General features: G+C 36.2%; 20 protein-coding genes and 2 tRNA genes. 4 read left to right on the top strand and 18 right to left on the bottom strand.

Annotation, left to right across the window (positions count from 1 at the left end; genetic code table 11):
- Positions 1 to 183 precede the first annotated feature (183 nt).
- Positions 184 to 1221 carry an endonuclease/exonuclease/phosphatase family protein gene (locus L3049_RS20520; RefSeq protein ID WP_275111711.1) on the bottom strand — a complete coding sequence of 346 codons (1038 nt, stop codon included), beginning with the start codon at positions 1219 to 1221 and terminating at the stop codon, positions 184 to 186.
- A 664-nt stretch (positions 1222 to 1885) separates the two neighbouring features.
- Here L3049_RS20520 and L3049_RS20515 point away from each other — a divergent pair.
- A complete protein-coding gene (locus L3049_RS20515) occupies positions 1886 to 4123 on the top strand; it encodes a TonB-dependent receptor domain-containing protein (RefSeq protein ID WP_275111710.1) in 2238 nt (745 codons plus the stop codon).
- A 57-nt stretch (positions 4124 to 4180) separates the two neighbouring features.
- Here L3049_RS20515 and L3049_RS20510 read toward each other — a convergent pair whose 3' ends face one another.
- The 6 genes from L3049_RS20510 to mutS all read right to left on the bottom strand — a co-directional run bounded on the left by L3049_RS20510 (position 4181) and on the right by mutS (position 9929).
- A complete protein-coding gene (locus tag L3049_RS20510; protein WP_275111709.1) occupies positions 4181 to 4525 on the bottom strand; it encodes a hypothetical protein in 345 nt (114 codons plus the stop codon).
- 118 nt (positions 4526 to 4643) lie between these two features.
- Complete coding sequence (locus tag L3049_RS20505; RefSeq protein WP_275111708.1) at positions 4644 to 5384, bottom strand: acyloxyacyl hydrolase; 741 nt, start codon at positions 5382 to 5384, stop codon at positions 4644 to 4646.
- A gap of 52 nt (positions 5385 to 5436) precedes the next feature.
- Positions 5437 to 6858: a bifunctional metallophosphatase/5'-nucleotidase gene (locus tag L3049_RS20500; protein ID WP_275111707.1), complete on the bottom strand. Its 1422-nt coding sequence runs from the start codon at positions 6856 to 6858 to the stop codon at positions 5437 to 5439.
- 95 nt (positions 6859 to 6953) lie between these two features.
- Positions 6954 to 7040, bottom strand: a tRNA-Leu gene (locus L3049_RS20495).
- Between the two features lie 15 nt (positions 7041 to 7055).
- Positions 7056 to 7128, bottom strand: a tRNA-Gly gene (locus tag L3049_RS20490).
- Positions 7129 to 7349: 221 nt separating this feature from the next.
- Complete coding sequence (gene mutS, locus L3049_RS20485; protein WP_275111706.1) at positions 7350 to 9929, bottom strand: DNA mismatch repair protein MutS; 2580 nt, start codon at positions 9927 to 9929, stop codon at positions 7350 to 7352.
- 346 nt (positions 9930 to 10275) lie between these two features.
- Between mutS and L3049_RS20480 the strand changes: the two genes are divergently transcribed.
- Both L3049_RS20480 and L3049_RS20475 read left to right on the top strand, forming a co-directional pair.
- Positions 10276 to 11607: a saccharopine dehydrogenase C-terminal domain-containing protein gene (locus tag L3049_RS20480; protein WP_275111705.1), complete on the top strand. Its 1332-nt coding sequence runs from the start codon at positions 10276 to 10278 to the stop codon at positions 11605 to 11607.
- Positions 11608 to 11681: 74 nt separating this feature from the next.
- Positions 11682 to 12437: a hypothetical protein gene (locus L3049_RS20475; protein WP_275111704.1), complete on the top strand. Its 756-nt coding sequence runs from the start codon at positions 11682 to 11684 to the stop codon at positions 12435 to 12437.
- Here the strand turns inward: L3049_RS20475 and L3049_RS20470 are convergent.
- From L3049_RS20470 to glmM, 9 genes are all read right to left on the bottom strand, one after another.
- A complete protein-coding gene (locus L3049_RS20470; RefSeq protein ID WP_275111703.1) occupies positions 12434 to 13153 on the bottom strand; it encodes a tRNA1(Val) (adenine(37)-N6)-methyltransferase in 720 nt (239 codons plus the stop codon). The two genes, L3049_RS20475 and L3049_RS20470, sit on opposite strands and share 4 nt — an antisense overlap.
- Positions 13154 to 13155: 2 nt before the next feature.
- A complete protein-coding gene (locus L3049_RS20465; protein ID WP_275111702.1) occupies positions 13156 to 13938 on the bottom strand; it encodes a TIGR02757 family protein in 783 nt (260 codons plus the stop codon).
- The gene (locus tag L3049_RS20460; protein WP_275111701.1) at positions 13925 to 14584 is read right to left on the bottom strand and encodes an ABC transporter ATP-binding protein; all 660 of its coding nucleotides are present in this window, start codon (positions 14582 to 14584) and stop codon (positions 13925 to 13927) included. Before L3049_RS20460 ends, L3049_RS20465 begins: the two co-directional genes overlap by 14 nt.
- Before the next feature lie 10 nt (positions 14585 to 14594).
- The gene (locus L3049_RS20455; RefSeq protein WP_275111700.1) at positions 14595 to 15530 is read right to left on the bottom strand and encodes a calcium/sodium antiporter; all 936 of its coding nucleotides are present in this window, start codon (positions 15528 to 15530) and stop codon (positions 14595 to 14597) included.
- Between the two features lie 57 nt (positions 15531 to 15587).
- A complete protein-coding gene (gene tatA, locus L3049_RS20450; RefSeq protein ID WP_275111699.1) occupies positions 15588 to 15815 on the bottom strand; it encodes a twin-arginine translocase TatA/TatE family subunit in 228 nt (75 codons plus the stop codon).
- Between the two features lie 135 nt (positions 15816 to 15950).
- Entirely contained in the window at positions 15951 to 18935 is a 2985-nt protein-coding gene (gene secDF / locus L3049_RS20445) for a protein translocase subunit SecDF (protein ID WP_275111698.1), read from the bottom strand.
- 126 nt (positions 18936 to 19061) lie between these two features.
- Entirely contained in the window at positions 19062 to 19511 is a 450-nt protein-coding gene (locus L3049_RS20440; protein WP_275111697.1) for a retropepsin-like aspartic protease, read from the bottom strand.
- Positions 19512 to 19679: 168 nt separating this feature from the next.
- Complete coding sequence (mdh, locus tag L3049_RS20435) at positions 19680 to 20618, bottom strand: malate dehydrogenase (protein ID WP_275111696.1); 939 nt, start codon at positions 20616 to 20618, stop codon at positions 19680 to 19682.
- Positions 20619 to 21051: 433 nt separating this feature from the next.
- Positions 21052 to 22440, bottom strand: a complete 1389-nt coding sequence (gene glmM / locus L3049_RS20430) for a phosphoglucosamine mutase (protein ID WP_275111695.1) — start codon at positions 22438 to 22440, stop codon at positions 21052 to 21054.
- Positions 22441 to 22647: 207 nt separating this feature from the next.
- Here glmM and L3049_RS20425 point away from each other — a divergent pair, with 207 nt between their 5' ends.
- Positions 22648 to 23973 (top strand): pseudouridine synthase, encoded by a 1326-nt coding sequence (locus L3049_RS20425; RefSeq protein ID WP_275111694.1) that lies wholly within the window; start codon positions 22648 to 22650, stop codon positions 23971 to 23973.
- Between the two features lie 97 nt (positions 23974 to 24070).
- On the opposite strand, the gene ribH is transcribed toward L3049_RS20425, so the two are convergent.
- On the bottom strand, positions 24071 to 24532 hold the full coding sequence (gene ribH, locus L3049_RS20420; RefSeq protein WP_275111693.1) for a 6,7-dimethyl-8-ribityllumazine synthase: 462 nt from the start codon (positions 24530 to 24532) through the stop codon (positions 24071 to 24073).
- Positions 24533 to 24607: 75 nt separating this feature from the next.
- Positions 24608 to 25855, bottom strand: coding sequence for a bifunctional 3,4-dihydroxy-2-butanone-4-phosphate synthase/GTP cyclohydrolase II (locus tag L3049_RS20415; protein WP_275111692.1), 1248 nt, complete (start codon positions 25853 to 25855; stop codon positions 24608 to 24610).
- Between the last annotated feature and the right edge of the window lie 31 nt (positions 25856 to 25886).

Genomic DNA, 25886 nt, shown 5'->3' with positions numbered 1-25886 from the left:
ACGTCACGCGTATGAGTCTTTTTTGTTTAGACCGCTTATATGTCGCGCAAATAGTCAGCTTTTTTGCTTTTGAACCTTATTCGCGACGCATAAAAACCAACTTTTTGCTTTTGAGCCTCATACGTCACGCGTACAAGCCATTTTTCATTTTTAATCTATAGGCAAGTAATAATAGCAATCAAATTACTGTTTCTTCAAATTAAACACTGCCAAAACTGCCTTATGATCCGTTGGCCAAACATCTAGAGGCAAAATAAAAGGATCTTGAGTGGTTTCAACAATTCTTTTATTTCTTGCAACAGATCCATTAGGACCATGTATCGAAACTTCTTTAAGCTCTAATTTAACATCGGGCTTGTAGAAGATAAAATCAATTCTATCGCGGTCATCTGCTTCAGGACTCCAGGCTAGTTTATTCAGATCTACCAGAGGATTATCTGCGGGGTAAGTAAAACCCGGATGAGATATTGGATTCGGAAAAATTTCACGATATGTATCCGTATAACCTGCTTTTTCAAGTTCAATTGTATTGTGCCAATCTATAACTGCCCCATTATGATCATACTTGTTTCTATTCTCGTTCACCCAATCTCTATGCGAAGGCTCATTAAAATCTCCACCCAAAATTATCAATCGCCCTTTCTTTTCCTCCTTCTTCGCATCAGCAATAAAAACCCGAATGGCATCATCTCTTTTCGATGCCAAATTAGCTTCTTTTATAGCGTTCAAATCTGTAATGGGTGCATCGAGCTTTTCCCAAGTGCTACCATCATATCCTCGTGGCAAATACAAGGCACAGTTTAAGTAATCCAAATGAGCACTATAGAAAGCAATTGTTGTTCCATTCACATCGATCAAGGCTTTTGTAATCGAACCATGATCATCTTTTACCGGATATAGCGCTTCCTGATTTACTATTGGATACTTTGAAAGTATTCCTGTATCCTGACTTTTTTGTGAATAATAGGTAAACCCTTTTTCTTTTAGTGATGCCACAAGCCTTGTTGCCAAATTAGATCCATCGTAATTTCTTACCTCGCTTAAAGCAATCAAATCTGCCTTTGTGCTAACAATTTCATCGATGATAGCATTATATCCATTATCGACTTTAGTTCCTTCTTGCCATATGTTGAATTGTAAAACACGCAATTCCACTTCCTTTTTTTCCATGCACGATGCCACAATTAGCACCAATAACAGCAATGTAAAAATCTTATTCATTGTTTTGATTATTTTTAGTGGATTAAACAAAAATGATTCTCAAGTTATTTTACAGTCCTAAAAATAATGTATTCACTTTTCATTTAAAACCTTTATATTTAATAATCCAACACTCATTTTCTAATAATTGAAGCTGCTTTCTACATATCTGCTACTTGTTCTTTTCTCAATCCAAACATTTGAGACAGCTCTGATTAGCCTAAACTTTACAATCAATCAGGATTATTTTGCTTCAATTTGTACCAACAAAGACAAGCCAGAAATGGAATGCAATGGTAAGTGTCATCTTAAAAAACAAATTAAGCAACACGAAGAAGAAAAGTCAAGTGAAGAAAATCTTACTCAAAAAGAATTCCAATTGTTCATTCAATGGCTTGATATTATAAACAAAAAAAATATTGCTTCGAGTCTACGAAATCAAATAAGCTACTCGGAACCACTACACTCTATTCAATATTCCTTTGATATTTTTCATCCTCCAAAGAGTAGAATTACTTCCTAATTGAAAGGGCGAAAAGCATTCAATTTCGTCATTACAAATACACCAACACTCTCTTGGTAATTCACTGTACAACATACTTTAATGGGATAATTGCATCTTCATTTTATTGAAGTAGTATACACTCTCACTAAAGTATAACACCATGAATTTAAATAAATACACATGAAAAATATTCTCATGGCTTTATTCCTATTCTTAGGAGTTCAAGCCTATTCGCAACAATCTATAAAATTAGAAGATGCAGCCACTGGAGAAGCAATCTCTTACGCACATTTTATCTATAAAAATCAGACTGGAAGCAGTACCATTGACGGAACAATCACGATCAATTTAATTCCTAATGAAAAATTATATGTATCACATGTAAACTATGGAAAACAAGAGATCAACAGCGAGAAAATTAATAGTGCAATTACTTCTGGCACTCTAAAACTCAACAAATCATACATCTCTTTGATGCCAACAACCGTAATTGCCCGAAGTAACAAACCTAAAAATCAGGTAATGGAAGTTCGTAATAGTGATAAATTATCTCATGATGCAGGTGATTTTCTAAGTCAGAATACTTTTATTGGGGGAATAAGGAAAAGTGGAAGTTATGGCTTTGACCCTGTAATGAGAGGTTTCAAATACGACCAGTTAAACATTGTAATGGATAATGGCTTAAGTGCGACTGCAGCATGCCCCAATCGAATGGATCCTCCGGCATCGCAAATTCCATTGGCTATGGTCGATCAGGTTGAGATTATCAGAGGGCCTCATTCTCTTCGTTTTGGGAGTTCTTTTGGTGGAACAATCCACTTCAAATCGGCACCAGCTACTTTTACTGAATCTGTAAAAGGATTCGGACGCGCCAGTGGAAGCTACGAAAGCAACGGAAATATATTCAGAACAGAAGCTTTAGCTGGGGCAAAAGGCAAATTCTACAATTTTGGCATTTATGGAGCCTATAGTGAAGGTGACGATTATGAGGATGGTAAAGGGAATAAAATTCCTTCAGGTTTTAATCGTCGCAATATTGGCTTGTCTTCAGTTTTCAAGTTATCCAATAGGCAAAGTTTAAAAATTTCTGCAAATAATAACTATGCAGAAGATGTTGATTTTCCTGCTCTAAATATGGATTTGAGAGAAGATGATACCTGGCTAATGAATTTTGGACATAAAATCAGTTTTAAAAATTCAGCACTCAATTCAATTTCCTCTTCTTTGTTTGGCTCTTTTGTTGATCATACAATGGATAATTTAGGCAAAAATCTAGATCCAAGAATGGTAAATGCTGTTACATTGGCTGAAACGAAAAATTATGGTGCCCGATCAGAGGCCAGTTTCGCATTTCATAATAGTTCGTTGTTTGCCGGTGTCGACTTTAAGTCAGAAGAGGCAGAAGGTAATCGATATCGTGAAATGCTTATGGGGCCAATGACTGGTAATACGCTTCAGGATAATATATGGCAAGACAGCAAGATTTCTAAGTTTAGTATGTTTGGAGAATATCATTTCTCCATAAATGATGTTTATTTCGTTGCATCATCGCGCTTAGAGCACAATAGTGCCGAAAGCAGAGACGAAGCCGATCGTTTTCTTGCAACCAATCAGAAAAACCCATCAGACAAGCTAAATGTTTCGGCAAGCTTTGGAGCGACGCACGATCTTTCTAAAGAAGTTAGAATGGGTTTATGGTTTGGTCGGGCAGAACGTAGTGGTGGTTTAGCTGAACGTTTCATAAATTATTTATCTATTGATCGTGATCCCTACGAGCGAATAGGGAATACCAGATTGAAATCTGAAAAAAATTACCAAGTAGACTATAATTTTAAATGGAAAACAGATAAATCAGAATTAGATATTAGCTTGTTTGCATCTATTTTAAAAGATTACATTAGTTCAGAAATTAGAGAAGATTTAAGTCCATTGATGAATTCAGCTCCTGGTGTTAAGCAATTTGTCAATATTGATAAAGCTGTCATGCGTGGTTTTGAGTTATCGTGGTTTCAAAATATTTGCCCATTGGTTTATCACAAAATAAATACGGCTTATACTTATGGAAAAAATAAAGATAGAAGTCAAGCTTTGCCTGAAATACCACCATTGGACTTAAGGTATACTTTAGGCGGAACTTTCTGCAAGAAAAAATTTCATCCAGAAATAGCTCTTCGTCATGCATTAAAACAAGAACGAGTTTCGAAGACCTATGGAGAAACTCCTAGTCCATCGTTCACTTTGCTTGATTTTAAAGCATCTTATCTTTTATCTAAACAATTTCAGCTAACTGGAGGTATTCGAAATCTATTCGATGAAACGTACTACGAACATTTAAACCGATCTGTGAAAAGCAGTATGCAAGCGATTAATGCGCCTGGTCGTAGTTTTTATGTGACCTTGGCATTTGATTTAATGTAGGATAATTATCAAAATTTGTAGGTGGAGCCAATTAATGCTTCATCTACATTTTTTGATTTACAAAAATGTGTACATATATCCGAAATTCAACTCGGTAAAATCGGCTTGTCCGAAATTAGCGTTGATATTCGCACCAATAAAGAAATTATTCTTAGGCAGTTTATTGGTGTTTATAATATAAAAATTAAGCCCCATTCTACTCGAAAAATATTTTTTCAGCTTATATTTTAACTCATTCGAACTACCATGAGTCTCATAATACTCTTTATAAAATGGTTTATAAAGGTTCAAGCCGCCCTCAATATCCAAACCAAAGTGGCCAATTAGAAACTCACTCCCCAAGTGAAAATAGATATTTGATGCGTTCCACGAAGGAGAATCGATATAATCCGGCTTGGCCAACTCTTTAATCTGATCATAATAATGCTCATAAAATCGATAAGTAAAACCAGCTCTTACTTTTAGATGTTGTTTAAAAAGTATCCCTCCACTTAAAGCAGTGGAATAAACATAGCCCTTGTCACCACCTACCTACCGGTTTACTTTTTCCTCCATATTCGTGTACTCCAATTCCACTTCGCACATTGATAAAATATCGTCTATTTAAACCCATATTTGCACCCAGATAAATATCTTTCTTTTTTGAAATTAAGGGACGAGAAGTCCACTGGCACGACAAACTAACTTGTGCTGAATTCAGTCCCATATTAGGCAATTGGGTATGCCCGTTTGAACTATGTAAATAACCAGCTCCCATCCTAAATTGCATTCGATTCAATGCAAATAATTCACGATATAAAAAAGCCTGAAACGACCAAGTAAGGTGAGATCCTATTGCTAAATTCTGATTGCTTTGTCTATAAGATTTTGTGAAATAACTACCTCCAACACCAAATTTTAAAGACCATCGTTTTTGACGATTTCCCCATGGATAGAACTGAATAAAGGGCATCACGCCAAAAGATTTTCCCAGAATAGAATCATTACCGAGATTAGAGTACGATAAATTTACACCGGTAGTTGGATGATTATAATATTTGCTACTGTGAATATTTCGTGTATCCTTTATACCAACGCTTAAAAAAAAGGATTTAACCGGCTTTGTATCCGGGAAATCATTATAATTTGCCACCGTTTGCCCTAACATTAGCTCAGGCTCAATAAAAAATAAGTACTTAGATTCTTTTAATTGATCTTGAGCAAATGCATTACAAACCCATAAACTACATATAACTACCAGGCAGAACTTTATTTTCAACATTAAAAAAAATATTATTTCTAACAAATATAATACTAACGTAGAATTGCAAGTATTATTCATTTCTAAATAGTGAAATTCTCTTTTCTAACACGGGTTTAACTAATTTGTGTTTTTTACAATAAGCCTTTAAAACATCATAGTCTGCAATAGCTTCGGGATCTAACTTGTCTATTAAAATCTCAAAATCTGCATCAAGACGTTCTAATAAAAAGCTATTTAAGGAAACTGTTAACAACTCCTCATCATCTAATTCTATGCCATTTCTAAGGACAGTAATCAACGAATCTTTATATGCGTATGTAATTCCTGATACATGAAGTAAAGCACCTTTTTTGTCACTTGCGTGATTACGCAATACTTTTTTCAACTCCGAACCTTTAATAATAATCTGACAAATTTTATTCCCAAAAGGCAGTAAGGATCGTGCTGATTTTAGCATAAAATCCCCTGCAGAAATATCAGCTCGTATACCACCTCCGTTAATCATTCCAACATTAGAATCGTGCCACTCTTTAAAAGCATCGCTAATTAAATTTCCGGCAAGACTTTCTCCAATAATACCATCTCGAAAGTTAAGAGGAACCTCTAGTTCACATATCTTTTCAGAAAGCTGTAATTCCATGTCTTTTTTATAATAGACTTCCATATCTCGCATATACTTCTCCGAAGCAACTTTTTGATCCAATGGAATAATATCAACCAGAATCTTTTTATTCTCTCCTAAAGATATTTTAGCTACTGAACTCATATTACCCGCAGTAGATACAACTGGAACATGCCCTTTGTAGAATACATTACTTTCCTGCTCGTACTGTTCCTCGGTAAGTATTAAGTCGATTTCTGGGAATTGCTCAATTAATTTTCGGTTGGTATCTAAATTTGTTTGGCTTAAAAGGACAATAAAATCGAGATTACTCAACTGGGAAATCACATCAGAAACCGAAGCAAATAAATCTTCCTGAATAACCAAATCATCCTTTATGCTTGTATTCATCGCATCAGTTAAACCAATAAATCCAATTTTTAATCCTCCCAGCTCTTTTACCAAAAAGGCGGGTAAATTGCCAAATACTTCGCCATCTCTATTTTTAAGATTGGAACTAAACCATTGAGATTTTGATTTAGATAACAATTGAATGGTATGTTTTGATCCAAAATCGAATTCATGCTGACCAAAATTGCAAATGTCCACAGGAATATCATTAAAGGCTTCGATCATTGGTTCACCTTTGTACATTCCTCCAAAAAGAACACCTCCGCACAAATCGCCGCCATGAATTACCAAGGTATTCTCATTTACATTCTTTACCTCATCGACAATTGTTTTTAATCGGGCAACACCACCTCGTCCACCATCAACATCATCAACAGGAAATATTTGATGTGCATCTGTAAAGTAAATTAAATCTACTTTTTGTGCATTTAGTGTGAGGCTCGTGATAAAGAAAATAAGGAATGAAATATTGCGAGTCATTGATAGTATTTTTTTATTTGGAGGGAATTTACAAAAAAATAAGAAGCATTAGGGCATAAAAAAAGACTGTTTCATTACTGAAACAGTCTTCATCCTGGTACCCGGAGCGGGACTTGAACCCGCACGGCCGTGAAGCCACTGGATTTTAAGTCCAGCGTGTCTACCAATTCCACCATCCGGGCATCCTTAAAGGATTGAGCGAGAAACGAGACTCGAACTCGCGACCCCGACCTTGGCAAGGTCGTGCTCTACCAACTGAGCTATTCTCGCATAGTGCTTTTAAAAGTGAACCGTTGTTCTCTCAATTGCGTTGCAAATATATGCGCTTTTTTTGATTCTGCAAAAGAAAAAAAACATTTGATTCATTTTTTTTTAATCAACACAAAAATCATTACAAATATTGAGTTTCTGACTCGTTGAAATTCAGACAGTACGCAGCAAAAGCCACTAAATATAGGACACTCACTTTTTTTTAACTTTTTTTCATTTTTTTAAATTCCAGATATCTTTTTTATCTCGTTTAGCTTGTTCAAAGCTTCTATAGGTGTCAGGTTATTCACATCCATTCCCTGAATTTCGTCACGAATTTGTTTCAAAACAGGATCGTCCATTTGGAAAAAACTCATTTGGAAACCTTCGCGTTGTTGTGCGATTTCTCCTACAGGCTTAGCAAGGGCTTCTCCATTCTTATTTCCCTCCAGTTGTACTAGAATGTCATCGGCACGTTTAACCACCGATTTAGGCATGCCGGCCATTCGGGCTACATGTATACCAAAACTGTGATTAGAGCCTCCGGGGACCAATTTACGTAGGAAAATCACCTTATTGTTGACTTCCTTAACCGAGACATTGAAATTCTTCACTCGATTGAAAGAATGCTCCATTTCGTTTAGCTCGTGATAATGGGTTGCAAAAAGAGTCTTGCCTTTAAATTTCGGATGCTCGTGAATGTATTCTACGATAGACCAGGCAATGGAAATACCATCATAAGTACTGGTTCCACGCCCAAGCTCATCTAATAAAATAAGTGAGCGAGAAGACAGGTTATTCAAAATACTGGCCGCCTCGTTCATCTCAACCATAAAAGTCGATTCGCCTTGGGAGATATTATCGGAAGCTCCCACACGAGTGAAAATTTTATCGACATAGCCAATTTTAGCATCTTCGGCAGGTACAAAGCTACCAATCTGAGCCATGAGTACGATTAGGGCTGTTTGTCGCAGTAGGGCAGATTTACCCGCCATATTTGGCCCCGTAATGATGATCACTTGCTGTTTGTCGTTGTCCAAATACACATCGTTAGCAATATAGGACTCACCAATAGGCAGCTGTCTCTCAATTACCGGATGACGACCTTGCTTAATATCGATGACTTGGGTGTCGTTAATTTCAGGACAATTGTAATTATTCTCTTTCGCCAGTTTGGCAAAAGAAAGTAAGCAGTCTAATCGAGCAATCATAGCTGCATTCAACTGAATGGAGCTGATGTAATCGGTGATGCTAATTACCAAATCGTTATATAGTCGGGTTTCAAGAGTTAGAATTTTTTCTTCAGCTCCTAAAATTTTCTCTTCGTAGTCTTTTAGTTCCTGAGTAATGTAACGCTCAGCACTCACAAGCGTTTGCTTACGAATCCACTCCTCAGGAACTTTATCCTTATGGGTATTTCGTATTTCGATATAATAACCAAATACATTATTGAATCCGATTTTAAGCGAAGGAATACCTGTGCGCTCACTTTCGCGAACCTGCATTTGTAAGAGGTAATCTTTTCCCGAAAAAGCAATTTTTCTAAGCTCATCTAATTCTGATGAAACCCCATCAGCCATAACACCACCTTTACTCACCATATTTGGTGGATCGGCATGAATCTCCTTTTCTATTTTATCTCGAACTGATGCACAAGGATTTAATTGATCTCCAATTTTTAATAAACCTTCGTTCCCACTGTTCAAACAATAATTTCGAATCGGATCTATAGCAATTAAAGCATTCTTAAGCTGAACAATTTCTCGAGGACTAACTCTCGCTACTGCAACTTTAGATATGATTCGTTCCAAATCCCCAATTTGCTGAATTTCATCTCCAATTTTATGAGAAGCTTCATCATTATTGTAAAAGTGGTTTACGACGCTTAAACGATCTGTTATGCGAGCGGAATCTTTTAAAGGAAGGGCAATCCATCTTTTTAACAGACGTGCTCCCATTGGAGATAAAGTTTTATCCATAACGCCAGATAAAGTACTTGCCCCATCATTTAGCGCACCAAATAGCTCTAAATTTCGAACCGTAAATTTATCCAACCATACGTATCGATCTTCTTCTATCCGCGAAAGCTGAGTAACATGTGCAGCTTGACTGTGTTTGGTAATGTCTAAATAATGCAAAACTGCACCAGAAGCAATTATTCCATCACGAAGTGTCTGAACCCCAAACCCCTTAAGCGAAGTCGTTTCAAAATGACGCAACAACCTGTCATTCGCAGCACTTTCTGTAAAAACCCAATCATCCATAGTGAAAGTGTAAAACTTCCCTCCGAATAATTCATGAAAAATCTTCTCTTTCCCCCTTTGATACAAAACCTCTTTTGGCTGAAAATTCCCCAATAACTTATCAATGTATTCGAAACTCCCCTCGGCAGTTAAAAACTCACCAGTTGAAGCATCTAAAAAAGCAATACCTGCTGAATTTTTCTCCAAATGAACACAGGCCAGGAAATTATTCTCACGGTGTTCTAACACATTGTCATTGTACGAAACACCAGGTGTAACCAACTCCACAATCCCCCTTTTCACCAACTTTTTGGTTTTCTTAGGATCTTCTAGTTGCTCGCAAATTGCCACACGCATCCCTGCCCGTACCAATTTTGGCAGATAAGTATCAATTGAATGATGTGGAAAACCAGCCAACTCTACATAAGAAGCAGAACCATTTGCTCGTTTGGTTAAAGTAATTCCTAAAATCTCAGAAGCACGAATTGCATCATCAGAAAATGTTTCGTAAAAGTCTCCAACCCTAAAAAGCAAGATTGCATCAGGATGTTTGTCTTTCATCTGATAATACTGCTTCATTAATGGGGTCTCGACGGCTTTTCTTTTTGTTGCCAAGGGTAAAATATATTTAGAGGTTGCTCAATTTATTTTCTATCTCGAACAAATATAATCATTCCGATTTAGAGTATAGAATATAAAAAGAAGAACAAATTCACAGATTACATCAATCAAAAATTAACTCTGCAATCATCCTGATTTACATGCACCTAAAAGCCACAAACACAAGGGAAAGAATAAGGGTTTAGATCTTAATATTATTAAGCAAATGCTATTTATTAAAGAAAAAGAAGACAATAATTTGTTGTTTTTAACAGCTTTATTATAAATTTATAGTAAACACAACATACCTACTAACGACATATCGATGAAAAACATTCTAATTATTGGCGCAGGCCTTTCCGCAACAAGTTTGATTCAATATTTACTTAAACATTCCGAAAAACACAATTGGAAAGTTACTGTTGGAGATATGTCTCTTGACTTAGTCAAAAAGAAAATAGGAGATCATCCTAACGGAATCCCTCTACGTTTTAATTTAAAAGATTTGGAACAAAGAAACGAAGAAATTTCTGCTGCCGATATTGTTGTTAGTATGGTTCCTGCTTCTATGCATATAATTGTTGCTAGAGAATGTTTAAAGTATGGAAAACACATGTTAACACCATCCTATGTTTCTCCCGAAATGATGGAATTAGATGAAGAAGCTAAAGAAAAAGGGCTTTGCTTTTTAAATGAACTTGGTGTTGATCCTGGTTTAGACCACATGTCAGCCATGAAAATAATTCATGAAATAAAAGATAAAGGAGGAGTAATTAGATCATTTAAATCTTTTTGTGGTGGTTTAGTGGCTCCAGATTGCGATAACAATCCATGGAACTATAAATTTTCGTGGAATCCAAGAAATGTGGTAGTTGCTGGTCAAGGCGTAGCCAGATTCAAAGAAAATAATCATTTTAAATACATTCCTTACAACAAGCTTTTTTCTACTCTAACAAAAACTGAAATAGAAGGATATGGCAAGTTTGAAGTGTATCCTAATAGAGATTCCCTTCAATATTGCGAACTATATAATTTAAAAGATATTCCAACCATCATGAGAGGTACTATGCGCCGACCAGGGTATTCTGAAGCATGGAATGTTTTGGTGCAATTGGGTTGCACAGATGACAGCTATGAGATGAAGAATTCTCATTTACTAACTTACCGCAACTATCTCTTGAGTTTTTTACCGGAAAGTGACAAATCTTTAGAGAAATGCTTAGCCGAATTTGTACATATTGATGCGGAATCAGTAATCATGGAGAAATTAAAATGGCTTGGTTTATTTTCTAACGATTTAGTTGGTATGAAAAATGCCAGTCCAGCCATGATCTTGCAAAAAATCCTTGAACAAAAGTGGGCTCTTGAACCTAATGATAGAGATCTTTTGGTTATGCAGCATATCTTTGATTATGAGATTACCGGACAAAAAAAGCGCATTACTTCATCGATGACTTACGAAGGAAAAGATCGTGAACATACAGCAATGTCTTATACTGTTGGTACACCATTAGCCATTGCTACAAAACTATTAGCCAAAGACTTAATTCAATTAAAAGGTGTTCACATTCCAACTTCTCCAGAACTTTACAAACCAATTCTAACTGAATTGGAAGCATTAGGAGTCCGCTTTATCGAAGAAGAAATTGATTTCTAACAGAATAAAACTGTAGCCAAGATAAATCCATGCGGGAATTTTATATTTTTGATAAAAATCAAATCAATATACCTATGTCCCAATTTCTTAAATTCATTTTTTTAATTGCTAGTATTGGCATGAGCTCTTGTGCGGTAAACAGTCAATTTTCAAGTAAATGGGAAGAAGACATTAATTTCAACTCAGAAATATATTCCAAAACAGAGGCAATTTATTACCATCCTAAGGATGCAATCAGTATAAAAATATTCAACAACAAACAATATATTGATATTATTCTGGAAACTAATTCGGCCAATACTCTTCGAAAGATATACAATCTAGGATTAAGTATTTGGATCGATTCGAAAGGGAAGTTACAAAACTCTTATGCAGTTAACTTTCCTATGCCATCACAATTTCCTTATACGACTAAAAGTTTTGAAAATTATTTGAGTCGATTTTCAATGATCGAATTTAATGAAGAGCTATTTGATCGTTTTCAAACTTACGAAGTGCTAAATACCAATACAAACGAAAATATTTCAATGAACACGCTTCAGCCTGAAGATAATTTTCAATTAAAACTGAGTTCTAAAGAAGAGGTTTTGTTCTCTTATCATTTACGTATACAGCTTACGGAACTTTATACTGAAGAGATTAACGGAACAGAAAATATTAGTATTGGCATTGCAAGTATTAACGAAGCCAATGAAGCATACTTTTCGACCATGTCGAGCAAAGAATACATTAACAAACGAATGGATAAGTTAAAAGCCGGTACGGATCAAAATCCGCATGAATTGGCAGAATGGTGGACGAACTTTAAATTGGTTGTAGAAAACAATTAAAATTTCAAATAAAAATCTTTTGTCAGCATAATGTATTCGGGTGAATAAACATGTCTTTGTCCATTTTCTACCCTAAAATCTGAAATTTGCAAATCACAATTTTGTAAGGAAAACTCTAACAGGTAACGCTTTGCTGGTTTACCTGGGTTTGGCAAAACAGCAACCTTTCTTTTCAGATAAAAGCCTGTTAATCGTGCCAAACGAATAAACAATTCCCCCTCTTCAACTGGAAGTACTACAGATAGTGTTCCTTTCTCTGAAAGTAGCTTCATCGCTCCTTCTAACAATTCCTCGAAAGGCAAATAATCTGCATGACGAGCCTGTGTTCTTGACTCTTCTTTTGCATTTAATCCATTTAAAAAATAAGGTGGATTACTAACAATAGCATCATATTTCACCTGCTGATCCTTATGAAAATCCTGAAAAGAAGAATGATGCGCATTTAATCGGCTCGACCATGGAGAATTCTCAAAATTAGAAAGCGCTTGCTGATAAGAAGAGAATTCAATCTCTACTGCATCAACGATAGTATGATCATGAGTACGTTGAGCAGCCATAATCGCAATTAAACCTGTACCCGTGCCAATATCCAAAATTCTAGTCGCACCAGATACATCTGCCCAAGCACCCAGAAGTACACCATCGGTACCAACTTTCATTGCCGATCCATCCTGATCGATTCGAAATTGCTTGAATTCAAAATAATTATTAGCCATGCTTAAAACTTTTCAAAAATTCCCAATCCAAACAAGGCAAAATCGTATTTGATCGGATCTTTCGGGTCCAATTTTCTTAAATTAGAGGTGATTTCAATAACTGCAGGCCAATCATTTTGTGTACGCGTTAGCAAACCCAATTTTCTTCCCACATTTCCTGTGTGAACATCCAATGGAAGATACAAATCTGCAGCATTAATCTTATTCCATAAACCAAAATCCACAGTTCTATCGTCTTTTCTCACCATCCATCGCAAATACATATTCAGACGTTTCGCAGCTGACTTTTTCAATACATTAGAAATATGTTTCTCGCTTCGATCTAAATGTTCTACCTCAAAAAACACTTCACGGAAATAAGCCAAAGCATTCTTAACATTTGATTTTTCGCCAACACCCTTTGCAAATACATCCTCTAAACCTCCGTGCTTTTTATAGATATTTTGCAAGGACTTTAAAAAGAAAACACAATCGTCACCATTAAAGGTTCGATGCTTGAACTCTTTAAACACATCTAAATCGGAATCTTTTGCATTTAAGATAAAATCTAAGGGTTGTTGGTCCATTCGATCCATCAACCATTTCGCATTTCGAATAATGGTAGGTCTTTGCCCCCATGCAATACTGGCACTAAGAAAACCTGCTATTTCTATATCTCCTTTTTTAGTAAAGCCTCTTGGAATTTGTATTGGATCACTTGTAATGAAAGATTCACGATTGTATAAATCATACTTCTCGTCGAGAAATTCTTTCAATTCGGGAAAAGAAAATTTATTCGTTTTCATCGATTAGGCCATCAGAGATAATAATTTTTCGGTCAGATAAATCAGCTAATTCAGGATCGTGAGTTACGATCACGAAAGTTTGATTGAATTGATCTCTTAAAGCAAAAAACAATTCGTGTAGTTCTTGTCTGGTTTTGGAATCCAGATTTCCTGAAGGCTCATCAGCTAAAATTACCATAGGATCATTAATCAATGCCCTGGCAACTGCTACTCTTTGCTTTTCTCCACCAGATAATTCAGATGGTTTGTGTTCCATTCGATGTCCAAGATTGAGCATTTCTAACAACTCTTTTGCTCGAGACATTGCCTCAGTTTTTGATTTTTTTGCAATAAAAGCAGGAATACATACATTCTCGATAGCTGTAAATTCAGGCAACAAATGATGAAACTGAAAAACAAAACCAATGTTCTCATTTCGAAATGCTGATAATTCTTTCTCATCGAAAGAAGTAATATCAACACCGCCAAAAGCAACTTTCCCAGAATCTGCCCGATCCAAAGTTCCTAATATTTGCAGTAGAGTAGTTTTACCTGCTCCACTTGCTCCTACAATAGAAACAATTTCCCCTTTTGCGATATTTAAATCAATCCCCTTTAAAACATCCACTGTTCCAAAGCTTTTTTTGACTTGATCTGCAGCTATCATATCAATTTCGTTACTTCGTGAAAACTATATAAATATAAATCAGGTAAACGGATAGTAGTAAAAATCCTTTCCATCGATGAAGTTTACCCTTTCGCAAAGGTAAAATCAGTAAAAACAATAGAAATGAAATTCCTAACATGATAAGTATATCAAAAGAAATGATTGGCTGACTAATAAAAATATTTTTAATAATGGATGTAACACCCAAAACACCAAGAATATTGAATATGTTAGACCCAATAATATTTCCGATAGAAATATCCATTTCCTTTTTGTAAGCAGCTACAGCAGAAGTAGCCAATTCGGGAACAGATGTTCCAAATGCGACTAAAGTCAATCCGACTACTCGTTCGCTTACGCCAAAATCTAAAGCAATATTTTTAGCACTATCTACCAATAAATTTGCACCAAAATACAATCCAAGCGAAGCTGCAACAATCAATAACAAAGCTACAGGTATTGAGTGTTTTGCCTCTTTAAATTCAGTTGCTAATCCTCTACTTTCTTTTCTTGATTTCCAGATCGTCCAAACCATAAACACAATCAAAAGTATTACAAAGACAATTCCTTCGTAATATTCTAATTTTTGATTTAAGATGAAGAGGTAAAAAAGAATGGATGCCCCCATCATAAAAGGCCAGTCGAATTTTATGGAGTTACTTCGAACTGGTAAAGGCATTAAGATAGCCGTAAACCCGAGAACAAGAGCAATATTCGCGATATTAGAACCGATAACGTTGCCAATGGCAATATCAGGGCTACCATGTAGAGCAGCATCTAAACTCACAAAAAGTTCAGGTGCAGATGTTCCAAACGAAACTACTGTAACCCCAACAACTAGAGTTGAAATCTTAAAATGTGAAGACAGTGCTACACCACCTTTCACTAATAAATCTCCGCTATACAAAAGGATAACGAAACCTAAAAATAGATATAAATAGTCCATTGGAATAAAAAAAATTCCACACATTTCTGCTGGAATGATAAAACCTAAAAAATAGGATTATAACTTTTTGGTAAGGTCATCTTTAAAGTCTTTGATATTATCAAGAACTTCAGTTTCCTTTTTAATCTCGCTTTTGATATCATCGGTTGCACGCTTGAATTCTTTCATTCCCTTCCCAAGCCCTTTAGCTAATTCAGGAATCTTCTTTGATCCAAACAACAGCAAAACTACAACCAATACAATTACGATCTCGGCGCCACTTATAAATAATAGATTACTCTCCATTTGATTGATATTTTAAACAAATATACCGAAGAAAATTCAAATCAAGAATATAGATAAGCATTCCATTTGATAAAGAGCAAAAAAAATCCCTCGAATCAGTTGATTCGAGGGAAGATTTATATAATCGTTTTTAGATTACTTCTTTTTAGCAATTACTTTCTGAATACGTAGTTTCGTATCGTAAGCAATAGGTGTTGCAATAAATAGTGAAGAGTATGTACCAACTACAACACCGACAATTAATGCAAAAGTAAAGCCTTGGATTGATGTTCCTCCGAAGAAGAAGATTGCTAACAATACAACTAATGTAGAAAGAGAAGTACTAAATGTACGACGCAATGTACTATTCAATGCACTGTCGATAACCCCTTCCGGATCGCGCTTAGGATGTAATCCCAAGTACTCACGAATACGGTCAAATACAACCACGGTATCATTAATCGAATAACCAACTACAGTTAGAATCGCTGCAATAAAGGCTTGGTCAATCTCAAGTGAGAATGGTAAGAGACCTTTGAATATTGAGAAGATACCCAATACAATAATTGTATCGTGAGTTAGGGCTGCAACAGCACCTAAACCATATTGCCAGTTAGAGAAACGAACCATGATGTAAAGGAAGATCACGATTAATGCAAATAAGATAGACAAAACTGCTGACTGACGAATATCATCGGCAATAGTAGGACCTACTTTTTGTGACATCTTACGGTTATTCTCAAGGAATGATTCAAGAGTCGTTCCGGTTGGAAGATATTGCTTTAATCCTTCGAATAGTTTAGCTTCTACTTCATCATCAATTTCGATTCCTTCTTCGTCAATCTTGTACTTAGTAGAAATTTTAACTTGGTTATTACCACCAAATGTTTTCACCTCAGGAGCGTGTCCGTAAACAGCATCAAGAGACTTAGAAATTTCTCCAACAACTACCGGCTGATCGAAAGCTACAACGTAAGTTCTACCTCCTTTAAAGTCGATACCTTGATTTAAACCACGAGTTGATAAGGATCCAATTGAAACAACAATAGCAATAGCTGAAATCACATAGAATACTTTTCTTTTCTGGATGAAAGTAATTGCAGTATTACGCAACCAGTTATCAGTAAGCTTAGTCGTAAATGTAATATTGCTCTTACGCTTAAGGCGTCCTTCGAAGAATAAACGAGTAATGAAAATTGCTGCGAATAATGAAGAAATAATACCGATTACAAGTGTGGTAGCGAAACCTTTAATTGGACCTTCACCAAAAATGTAAAGAATAATACCCGTTAAAAGAGTTGTTAAGTTACCATCGATAATCGCAGAATAAGCGTTCTTATATCCATCAGAGATAGCTAAACCTAAACCTTTACCCGACTTCATCTCTTCTTGAATACGCTCGAAAATAAGTACGTTCGCATCGACCGACATACCAATGGTTAAGACGATACCCGCAATACCCGGTAGTGTTAATACTGCACCTAATGAAGCAAGGACTCCAAAGATGAAGAATAAGTTGGTGATCAAAGCGACGTTTGCTGTAAGACCAGCGCCCTTGCTATAGAAGAAGAACATGTAAACCAAGATCAATAAGAAGGCGATGATGAATGACCACATACCTTTTTCAATTGACTCTTGTCCCAATGATGGTCCAACAACTTCGTCGGCAATAATGTGTGCAGGAGCAGGCAACTTACCTGACTTAAGAATATTTGCAAGGTCTTTCGCTTCAGCAATAGTAAAACCACCACTAATAGAAGAAGAGCCACCTTTAATTTCTGATTGTACAGTTGGAGCAGAATAAACATAGCCGTCAAGAACAATAGCAATAGCTCTTTGCAGATTATCTTTAGTCATACGTGCCCAAATTTTAGCACCTTCACCGTTCATACTCATCGATACTTCAGCGCTTGCTGTTTGCTGGTCGATTTCTTCACGAGCCGAAGTTACCACATCACCATCAAGTGGTGCTTTACCATCGCGGCTTGTTACTTTAATAGCATATAACTCAAAGAAGTTTCCACCTTTGTCCATTGATTTAACATCCCATAATAACTTTAAGTTACGTGGGAGTATAGACTTAACGGCTGGCATTGCGAAAATATTATTTACGCGAGCTGTATCTTTAATATGAGACATTCCAACAACAGCTTTCGAAGATCCTCTTTGAGTAGGATTTAATTTCGAAAACAAAGGATATTTTTTTGCAATTTCTTTTGCATTCTGAAGATCTGATAAAGAATCTTGAGCACCTTCTTCAATTTTATCTAAAAGAGCAACATCTTCGTCAGCTTTAGCTTCTTTCTTAACTTCTTCAGCAACTTCTTCTTTTACATCTGAAGAAAGATCTGAAGCAGCGTTGATCCCAGCTAATTTTTCGTTCGCTACATTTAAGTATTGAGTTACTTCGCTAGCAGTATAGGTTTCCCAGAACTCAAGACTTGCAGTTCCCTGAAGTAACTTACGAACACGAGCAGCATCTTTAATACCTGGAAGTTCGATGATGATACGACCTGAAACATCAGCTTTCTGAATGTTAGGTTGTGCTACACCAAAACGGTCGATACGAGAGCGCAAGATGTTGAACGTATTGTCAATAGCTGATTCAGTTTCAGTCTTAAGAACCTCAAGAACCTCATCGTTAGTTGCACCAAAAGCAATTTTGTCTTTTAACTCAAGAGTTCCGAAAATATCTGGTGAAGATAACTGAGCGCTAGGGTTGATTTCGCTGAATGCTTTTCCAAAAAGTGTTACGAAGTCATCCTGAGAGTTAGCTTGCAACTGCTTAGCCTTTGCAATAGCAGCAACGAAAGTTTCGTCCTTACTATTGTTAGCCATAGCCTTAATGATGTCAACAACAGAAACCTCCATGGTAACGTTCATCCCACCCTTAAGGTCAAGCCCTAAGTTCATCTCAAGCTCTTTACACTCTTTGTAAGTATAACCTCTTAGTCCTAAGAAACTATACACTTTTTCTCCTCGAATTGAATCCAGGTAAGTTTGTTCTTTTTTGATATCGCCTGCACCAAACAGACGAGCATCTTTCTCAACTTTCTTTGTTACATAGGTAAAAGTCAATTGATACAAACTCACTAGGGCAAATACAATAGCGAGAAGTCTAATCGCTCCTTTATTTCGCATGTGTTTAGGTTTAATAAATTCTTATTATGTGATATTTTTAATTTTCACCTCAAATTAACGCACAAATATATTATTTTTTTTCAAATTACATTGTTCAATAATTCCTCGAGACACTTGAATTTTATGTCATTCAAGAAATTCAGGCATATTATTTTTCTCTAAAGAAAGTATTCGTCTTTCGTAATTGATAACTGCCTTGTACTTCAAAAGAAAGTCACTTCCCAATAAACCACAAATTTTGCGGTTGCAATGTTGCTGATACATTTCATTTATTCCAGACAAATCAATTAATGCACATTGTAAATCTTTCATAAAAAAACCTCCTAATTGGAATGAATCTATCTTAACCATTTCAGTATTTAGACTTCCCTCACCCAATCCTCGAGACTGCATTTCTGAATCTTGATCTTCAAGTACTGTATAGCTTGGTACAAAATTTCGATCCAAAACTGTTTTCGAAGCGCCAGTATCTATTACTAAATCTCCTTCTTCAAAACCATTCACCTTACACCTGATTAACAAGTGAAAACTCTGACTTTCAAGCTCTATTATTTCTATGGGAATCTCTAATTTCATCGACATTTTCTACAAAGGATAGCAAATATACCAAAAGAACAGATATTTATATCATAAACCCCTACTGAATATCACAATTCACTTTTTAACCAAGACTATTAATTCAAAAGCAAAAAAAAGCTTGTCTTCAAATGAAGACAAGCTTTGTATTTTAATTATGAGTTGTTCTTAGTTAAGAACGTTCATTTCATCAAGAACTTTCATTACTGATTTCACTGCAGTTGCAGATCCTTCAAGAAGTTCCTTTTCTTCCTTATTCAATTTTACTTCAATCACTTTTTCAATACCGTTCTTACCAAGAACTACAGGTACGCCTAAGTAGATATCATTCATGCCATACTCACCATTAAGAAGAGCACAAACAGGGAAAATTCTCTTTTGATCGCGAACAATAGCTTCAACCATTTGAGCAGCAGCAGCACCTGGTGCATACCAAGCAGAAGTTCCCATAAGATTTACTAGTTCTCCACCACCTTTTTTAGTTCTCTCGATAATAGCCTCTAACTTATCAGCTTCGATTAACTCAGTTACAGGAATTCCGGCAACAGTTGTGTAGCGAGGAAGTGGAACCATAGTATCACCGTGTCCACCCATCAATAACGCTTGAATATCCTTAGGAGAAACGTTTAATTCCTCTGCAAGGAAGGCACGGTAACGAGCTGTATCAAGCACACCAGCCATACCAAATACTTTATTCGATGCTTTTTTAGCAGTCAAGAAAGCTGCGTAAGTCATCACGTCAAGTGGGTTCGATACGATAATGATGATTGCGTCAGGAGAGTGCTTCACAACGTTCTCAGTAACCGATTTTACGATTCCTGCGTTGATAGAAATTAAGTCATCGCGACTCATACCCGGCTTACGTGGAAGACCTGAAGTAATCACAACAACTTCTGAACCAGCAGTAGCAGTATAATCATTAGTTACACCTTTTACGCGGGTATCGTAATAATTAATTGGAGCAGTTTGCCACATATCAAGAGCTTTACCTTCTGATAAACCATCTTTAATGTCAACCAAGATAACCTCGTTTGCCAATTCTTTTTGAGCGATGCAATTTGCACATGTTGCGCCAACATTACCTGCGCCTACAACAGTTATTTTCATAAGGCTTAATCTTTTATTATAATGTACGTATTTGTTTTCAATGAAGAATTTTTTCTCTAATTCGCTAGCAAATATATACACAATGCTAGAAAATGAATTACAAATAAACCTGCTTTTCAGCAGTAACTCTTAAATATATAAAAATTAAAATATAATTATCTAAACTCTGACATATTTAACTACTTCAAAATTGGGTATAAACACCCATACAGGGACTTCGCTTCAATACCGATATACAGATCTCTTATTCAGAAGCCACATTACACAAGGGAAACGCAATTTATTTTTAAAAATATAAATTCTATTTTTCTCAAAAAAAAACTTCATTTTTAGCAAAATGAATCTACGCAAACGATTACGGAATTATTTCTTTTATGCAAAAAAAAAGGTGCAAAAGAAAAACCTTCTGCACCCTTAAAAAACTATTTTTTTTCTACTTAATGATCTCTTTAATTTCCGAGATAATTTTCTCAGCTAGAGCGTTAGCTTTTGCTTCGTCTTTACTTTCAGAGTAGATTCGAATAATGGGTTCTGTATTCGATTTACGAAGATGAACCCATTCTTCAGCAAAGTCGATCTTCACACCATCAATATCATTGACTCTTTCGTTCTTGTACTTCTCTTTCATTGCAACCAAAATGGCATCAACATCAATTTCAGGAGTCAACTGAATTTTATTCTTAGAGATGAAATAGCTTGGATATTCAGCACGAAGTTCAGACACTTTTTTACCATTTTTAGCAAGCTGAGTTAGGAATAATGCAATTCCAACCAATGCGTCACGACCGTAGTGAGATTCCGGATAGATGATACCGCCGTTACCTTCACCACCAATAATTGCATTCTTAGCTTTCATTTCGGTAACCACATTTACTTCACCAACTGCTGAAGCTGTATATTCACCCTTGTGAGCATTTGTCACATCAGCCAAAGCACGGGTTGATGACATATTTGATACGGTGTTGCCAGGAGTGTTTGCCAATACGTAATCAGCTACAGCAACCAAAGTATATTCTTCGCCAAACATGCTACCATCTTCACAAACCATAGCCAAACGGTCTACGTCAGGATCTACTACAAATCCAACATCAGCTTTACCTGATTTCATGACATCGGCGATTGCCGTTAAGTGCTCAGGCAATGGCTCCGGGTTATGTGGGAAATGACCATTGGGTTCGCAGTAAAGTTCGATCACATTTTTAACGCCCAATGCTTTCAAAAGTTGAGGTAGTACAACACCACCTACAGAATTTACGGCATCGATAGCTACTGAGAAATTCGCTTTTTTGATGGCTTCAACATCAACCAATTTAAGATCTAAAACTTCTTGAATATGTCTTTCATTATAATCAGTTACATGAGTAACCTGTCCCAAATCGTCAACATCTGCAAAGTGAAAGTCTTCCTTATCAGCAATTGATAAAACGAGTTTTCCATCTTCATCGTTAAGAAATTCTCCTTTTTCGTTTAATAATTTAAGGGCATTCCATTGTTTTGGATTGTGACTTGCTGTTAGAATGATTCCACCATGAGCGTTTTCGTTTGTCACAGCAATTTCAGTTGTTGGCGTAGTAGCTAAGCCAATTTCAACCACATCAATACCTAATCCCATTAGTGTACCAACTACAATTCTGTCAACCATCTCACCCGAAATACGAGCATCGCGGCCAACAACAACTTTTACACGCTTGCCTGCGTGACGTCTGATTGCCCAAGTTCCGTATGCTGCTGTAAATTTTACAATGTCCAGAGGACTTAAGCCATCGCCAACTTGCCCGCCAATGGTACCTCTAATTCCTGATATCGATTTGATTAATGCCATATTTAAAGAATAATAGTGTGTATTTATCAAATTCGATATGCCGCCATGTAAAATAACAACATCATCTATTGTTTTAGATTTTGATCAAAAGTAATAAAACAAAACCTCTCCTCGCTCAAATAAATTGAAGTTTTTAAGCAGCTAACTAATATATTCTTTGATATTTAATACCTTTGCAGGTTCAGAACATTGATCAGCAATTCAGAAATGGAAGAAAAAAAATACGGTAAAGAAAGAAGAGACAGAGCTTCTTTTGGATCTAAAAAGGATAACGAAAGAAGGCCTGATGGCAGAAACCCTAGATTTAATAGGGATTCAGAATCACGCGATGATGATAAGGAAGGAAAATCAGAATTCCCTAGAAAACGTAGAGAGAGTTCGGACAAACCTTACCAAAGAGACGATTCAAGATCTAGATCTCCAAGAAAATTTGAAGATTCAGACCGAAGAACTAATCGTTCAGACGATTCAAGATCACCAAGAAGATCTGACGATGACCGATCAGGAAGAAATTCTGACAGAAGAAGAGGTCGTTCAGACGACTCTAGATCAAGATCGCCAAGAAGAGATGAAGATGACTTTTTTGGACAGGATTCTGATAAAAGAAGACACAGAAGAGATCAATCGAACCCTAGATTTAGAAAAGATTCCAATTCCGGTGATCGCAACAGAAGAAATTCTGACGAATCGAATGAAAATCAGGAAGAAAACAAAAAGCCATTTGATCGATTTGAAAACAAACCAAATCGTGAAACACTTCAGAAAAAGCATTACAGCAAGAAAAAACAACTTGCTCACGCAAAAATTTCAGGTCCTGAAGATGGCATTTTAAGATTAAATAAATTTATCTCAAACACAGGTGCATGCTCTAGAAGAGAAGCAGATATTCGCATTGCTGACGGCCGTATAACTGTTAACAATAGAATTGTTACTGAAGTTGGGACAAAAGTAAACATAAAGGATGTTGTTTGTATGGATGGCAAACAACTACAAGCCGAAGCAAAAGTTTATTTGGTTTTAAACAAGCCTAAAGATTTTGTGACGACACTTGATGATCCAATGGGAAGAAAAACCGTTTTGGATTTAATTAAACATGCTTGTGACGAAAGAGTTTATCCTGTAGGAAGACTGGATCGTATGACAACTGGTGTTTTGCTCTTCACCAACGATGGTGATTTAACAAAGCGTTTGACTCATCCTAGTTACAACAAGAAAAAGATTTATCACGTATTTCTTGACAGAGAGATTTCTCAAGAAGAATTGGATCAAGTATCTGCAGGTTTGGAATTAGAAGATGGTGAGATTAAAGCTGATGCAATTAGCTTTGCCGATTCGAAAGATAAAAAACAAGTTGGTATTGAGATTCACTCTGGAAGAAATAGAATTGTACGTCGAATTTTTGAACATTTAGGATATGAAGTTGAAAAATTAGATCGTGTATTTTTCGCAGGAATTACCAAGAAAAACATTCCTCGTGGAAAATGGAGATTCTTAAGCCAAAAAGAAGTTCAAATGCTTAAGATCTATTCATAATAGTATATTCAAGTTCTAGCATACAAAAAATCCCAGCATCACTGCTGGGATTTTTTTTGATTTTATATCTATGTGCAAATATGCATTTAAAATGACATTAGAATTGCTTCAATAAATTAGCCATTTCAATTGCAGAAGCTGCAGCTTCGAAACCTTTGTTTCCAGCTTTTGTTCCTGCACGCTCAATTGCTTGCTCTATGGTATCAGTTGTTAAAACACCAAAGATTACCGGTACTTCCTGATCTAATGATACAGAAGCCACACCTTTAGTTACCTCACCTGAAACATACTCGAAGTGTGGCGTAGATCCTTTAATAACAGCACCTAAACAGATAACCGCGTCATATTTTCCTGATTTAGCTAATTTTTTAGCAACCAATGGAATTTCGAATGCACCCGGCACCCAAGCAACATCAACATCATCTTCCGAAGCACCATGACGCTTAATTGCATCTAAAGCACCTTCCAGAAGTTTACCTCCAATAAATTCGTTGAATCGTCCAGCAACAATACCAAACTTTAAACCTTCAGCAATTAACTTTCCTTCAATTGTATTCATTTTCTTGTTTTTTATAGTATTCGAATATCTAGAAAATGTATCGGGATGTTAGGCATCCCAATACCATTCAACAAATTATTTTGCTCCTTTAATTTTTTTATCATCGTTCTGCATGTTCCATTTTACATCCTGATGTAAGATGTGTCCCATCTTTTCCATCTTAGTATGCATGTAAAATTCATTTTTTTCGTGGCAAGTCATTTCAATTTCTTCACGACCTACAACTTCAAGATTGTAACCTTTCAATCCAGCTATTTTTAGAGGATTGTTTGTCATTAATCTTAGTTTTTTAACGCCCAGGTCAGATAAAATAGCGGCACCAATACCATAATCACGAAGATCAGCCTTAAAACCTAAAGCCAAATTAGCTTCAACAGTATCCAAACCTTCATCTTGCAATTGGTAAGCCTTAAGCTTGTTCATCAAACCTATTCCACGTCCTTCCTGGCGCATATATAGTAATATACCTTTTCCTTCTTCCTCGATTCGACGTAAAGCTTCTTGTAGCTGATCTCCACAATCGCAACGCATAGATCCAAATGCATCACCTGTTAAGCACTCAGAGTGAACACGAACTAAGACTTCATCATCAAGACTAACATCTCCTTTTACCAGTGCAACATGATGTTCGCCATTTATTTTATTGATATAACCATGAGCTCTAAATTCACCATGCTTCGTTGGCATTGCCGTCTCGGTAATCTTTTCAATCATCGACTCAGTCTGACGACGATATTCAATCAAATCAGCAATAGTGATCATTTTCAAATCATGCTTTCTGATGTATTCATGAAGCTGAGGAACGCGAGCCATAGTACCATCATCATTCATAATTTCACAGATAACACCCGATGGATGTAAACCAGCCATACGAGCTAAATCTACAGCAGCTTCGGTGTGCCCAGCACGTACCAAAACACCATTTTTACGAGCTACCAATGGGAAAATATGTCCTGGACGCGTAAAATCTTCAGCCTTAGCCTTAGGATCAACAACCAATTTGATAGTATGTGCTCTTTCGTGAGCAGAAATACCCGTCGTACAATCTGCAGCATCAATACTTACAGTAAAAGCAGTTTGCTTTGCATCCGTATTCTTCTGCACCATCATGTCAATATTCAACTCATCCAAACGTTCTTGAATAATTGGCATACAAATTAAACCTCCAGCCTGACGGGCCATAAAATTAATCGCTTCAGGCGTCACCATTTCGGCTGCCATTAACAAGTCACCTTCATTCTCACGATCTTCATCATCAACCACCACAATCATTTTACCGGCTTTGATATCTTCAATCGCTTCTTCAATGGTATTAAATTTCATAGTTTTATGTATTGTTGTTTGTTTTGTTTTT

Source organism: Labilibaculum sp. DW002, from assembly GCF_029029525.1.
Lineage (GTDB): Bacteria > Bacteroidota > Bacteroidia > Bacteroidales > Marinifilaceae > Paralabilibaculum > Paralabilibaculum antarcticum.
The sequence above is the reverse complement of the archived record's forward strand: the minus strand, read 5'-3'. Positions and strand labels throughout refer to the sequence as shown.

Excerpts from the sequence above, each read along its gene's own strand:
- tatA (WP_275111699.1), bottom strand. The coding sequence starts at position 15,815 with ATGGAGAGTAATCTATTATTTATAAGTGGCGCCGAGATCGTAATTGTA.
- L3049_RS20505 (WP_275111708.1), bottom strand. The coding sequence starts at position 5,384 with ATGTTGAAAATAAAGTTCTGCCTGGTAGTTATATGTAGTTTATGGGTT.
- ribH (WP_275111693.1), bottom strand. The coding sequence starts at position 24,532 with ATGAATACAATTGAAGGAAAGTTAATTGCTGAAGGTTTAAAGTTTGGT.
- L3049_RS20415 (WP_275111692.1), bottom strand. The coding sequence starts at position 25,855 with ATGAAATTTAATACCATTGAAGAAGCGATTGAAGATATCAAAGCCGGT.
- L3049_RS20480 (WP_275111705.1), top strand. The coding sequence starts at position 10,276 with ATGAAAAACATTCTAATTATTGGCGCAGGCCTTTCCGCAACAAGTTTG.
- L3049_RS20470 (WP_275111703.1), bottom strand. The coding sequence starts at position 13,153 with ATGGCTAATAATTATTTTGAATTCAAGCAATTTCGAATCGATCAGGAT.
- secDF (WP_275111698.1), bottom strand. The coding sequence starts at position 18,935 with ATGCGAAATAAAGGAGCGATTAGACTTCTCGCTATTGTATTTGCCCTA.
- glmM (WP_275111695.1), bottom strand. The coding sequence starts at position 22,440 with ATGGCATTAATCAAATCGATATCAGGAATTAGAGGTACCATTGGCGGG.
- L3049_RS20455 (WP_275111700.1), bottom strand. The coding sequence starts at position 15,530 with ATGGACTATTTATATCTATTTTTAGGTTTCGTTATCCTTTTGTATAGC.
- L3049_RS20475 (WP_275111704.1), top strand. The coding sequence starts at position 11,682 with ATGTCCCAATTTCTTAAATTCATTTTTTTAATTGCTAGTATTGGCATG.
- L3049_RS20515 (WP_275111710.1), top strand. The coding sequence starts at position 1,886 with ATGAAAAATATTCTCATGGCTTTATTCCTATTCTTAGGAGTTCAAGCC.
- L3049_RS20440 (WP_275111697.1), bottom strand. The coding sequence starts at position 19,511 with ATGAAATTAGAGATTCCCATAGAAATAATAGAGCTTGAAAGTCAGAGT.
- mutS (WP_275111706.1), bottom strand. The coding sequence starts at position 9,929 with ATGAAGCAGTATTATCAGATGAAAGACAAACATCCTGATGCAATCTTG.
- L3049_RS20500 (WP_275111707.1), bottom strand. The coding sequence starts at position 6,858 with ATGACTCGCAATATTTCATTCCTTATTTTCTTTATCACGAGCCTCACA.
- L3049_RS20465 (WP_275111702.1), bottom strand. The coding sequence starts at position 13,938 with ATGAAAACGAATAAATTTTCTTTTCCCGAATTGAAAGAATTTCTCGAC.
- L3049_RS20425 (WP_275111694.1), top strand. The coding sequence starts at position 22,648 with ATGGAAGAAAAAAAATACGGTAAAGAAAGAAGAGACAGAGCTTCTTTT.
- mdh (WP_275111696.1), bottom strand. The coding sequence starts at position 20,618 with ATGAAAATAACTGTTGTAGGCGCAGGTAATGTTGGCGCAACATGTGCA.
- L3049_RS20460 (WP_275111701.1), bottom strand. The coding sequence starts at position 14,584 with ATGATAGCTGCAGATCAAGTCAAAAAAAGCTTTGGAACAGTGGATGTT.
- L3049_RS20520 (WP_275111711.1), bottom strand. The coding sequence starts at position 1,221 with ATGAATAAGATTTTTACATTGCTGTTATTGGTGCTAATTGTGGCATCG.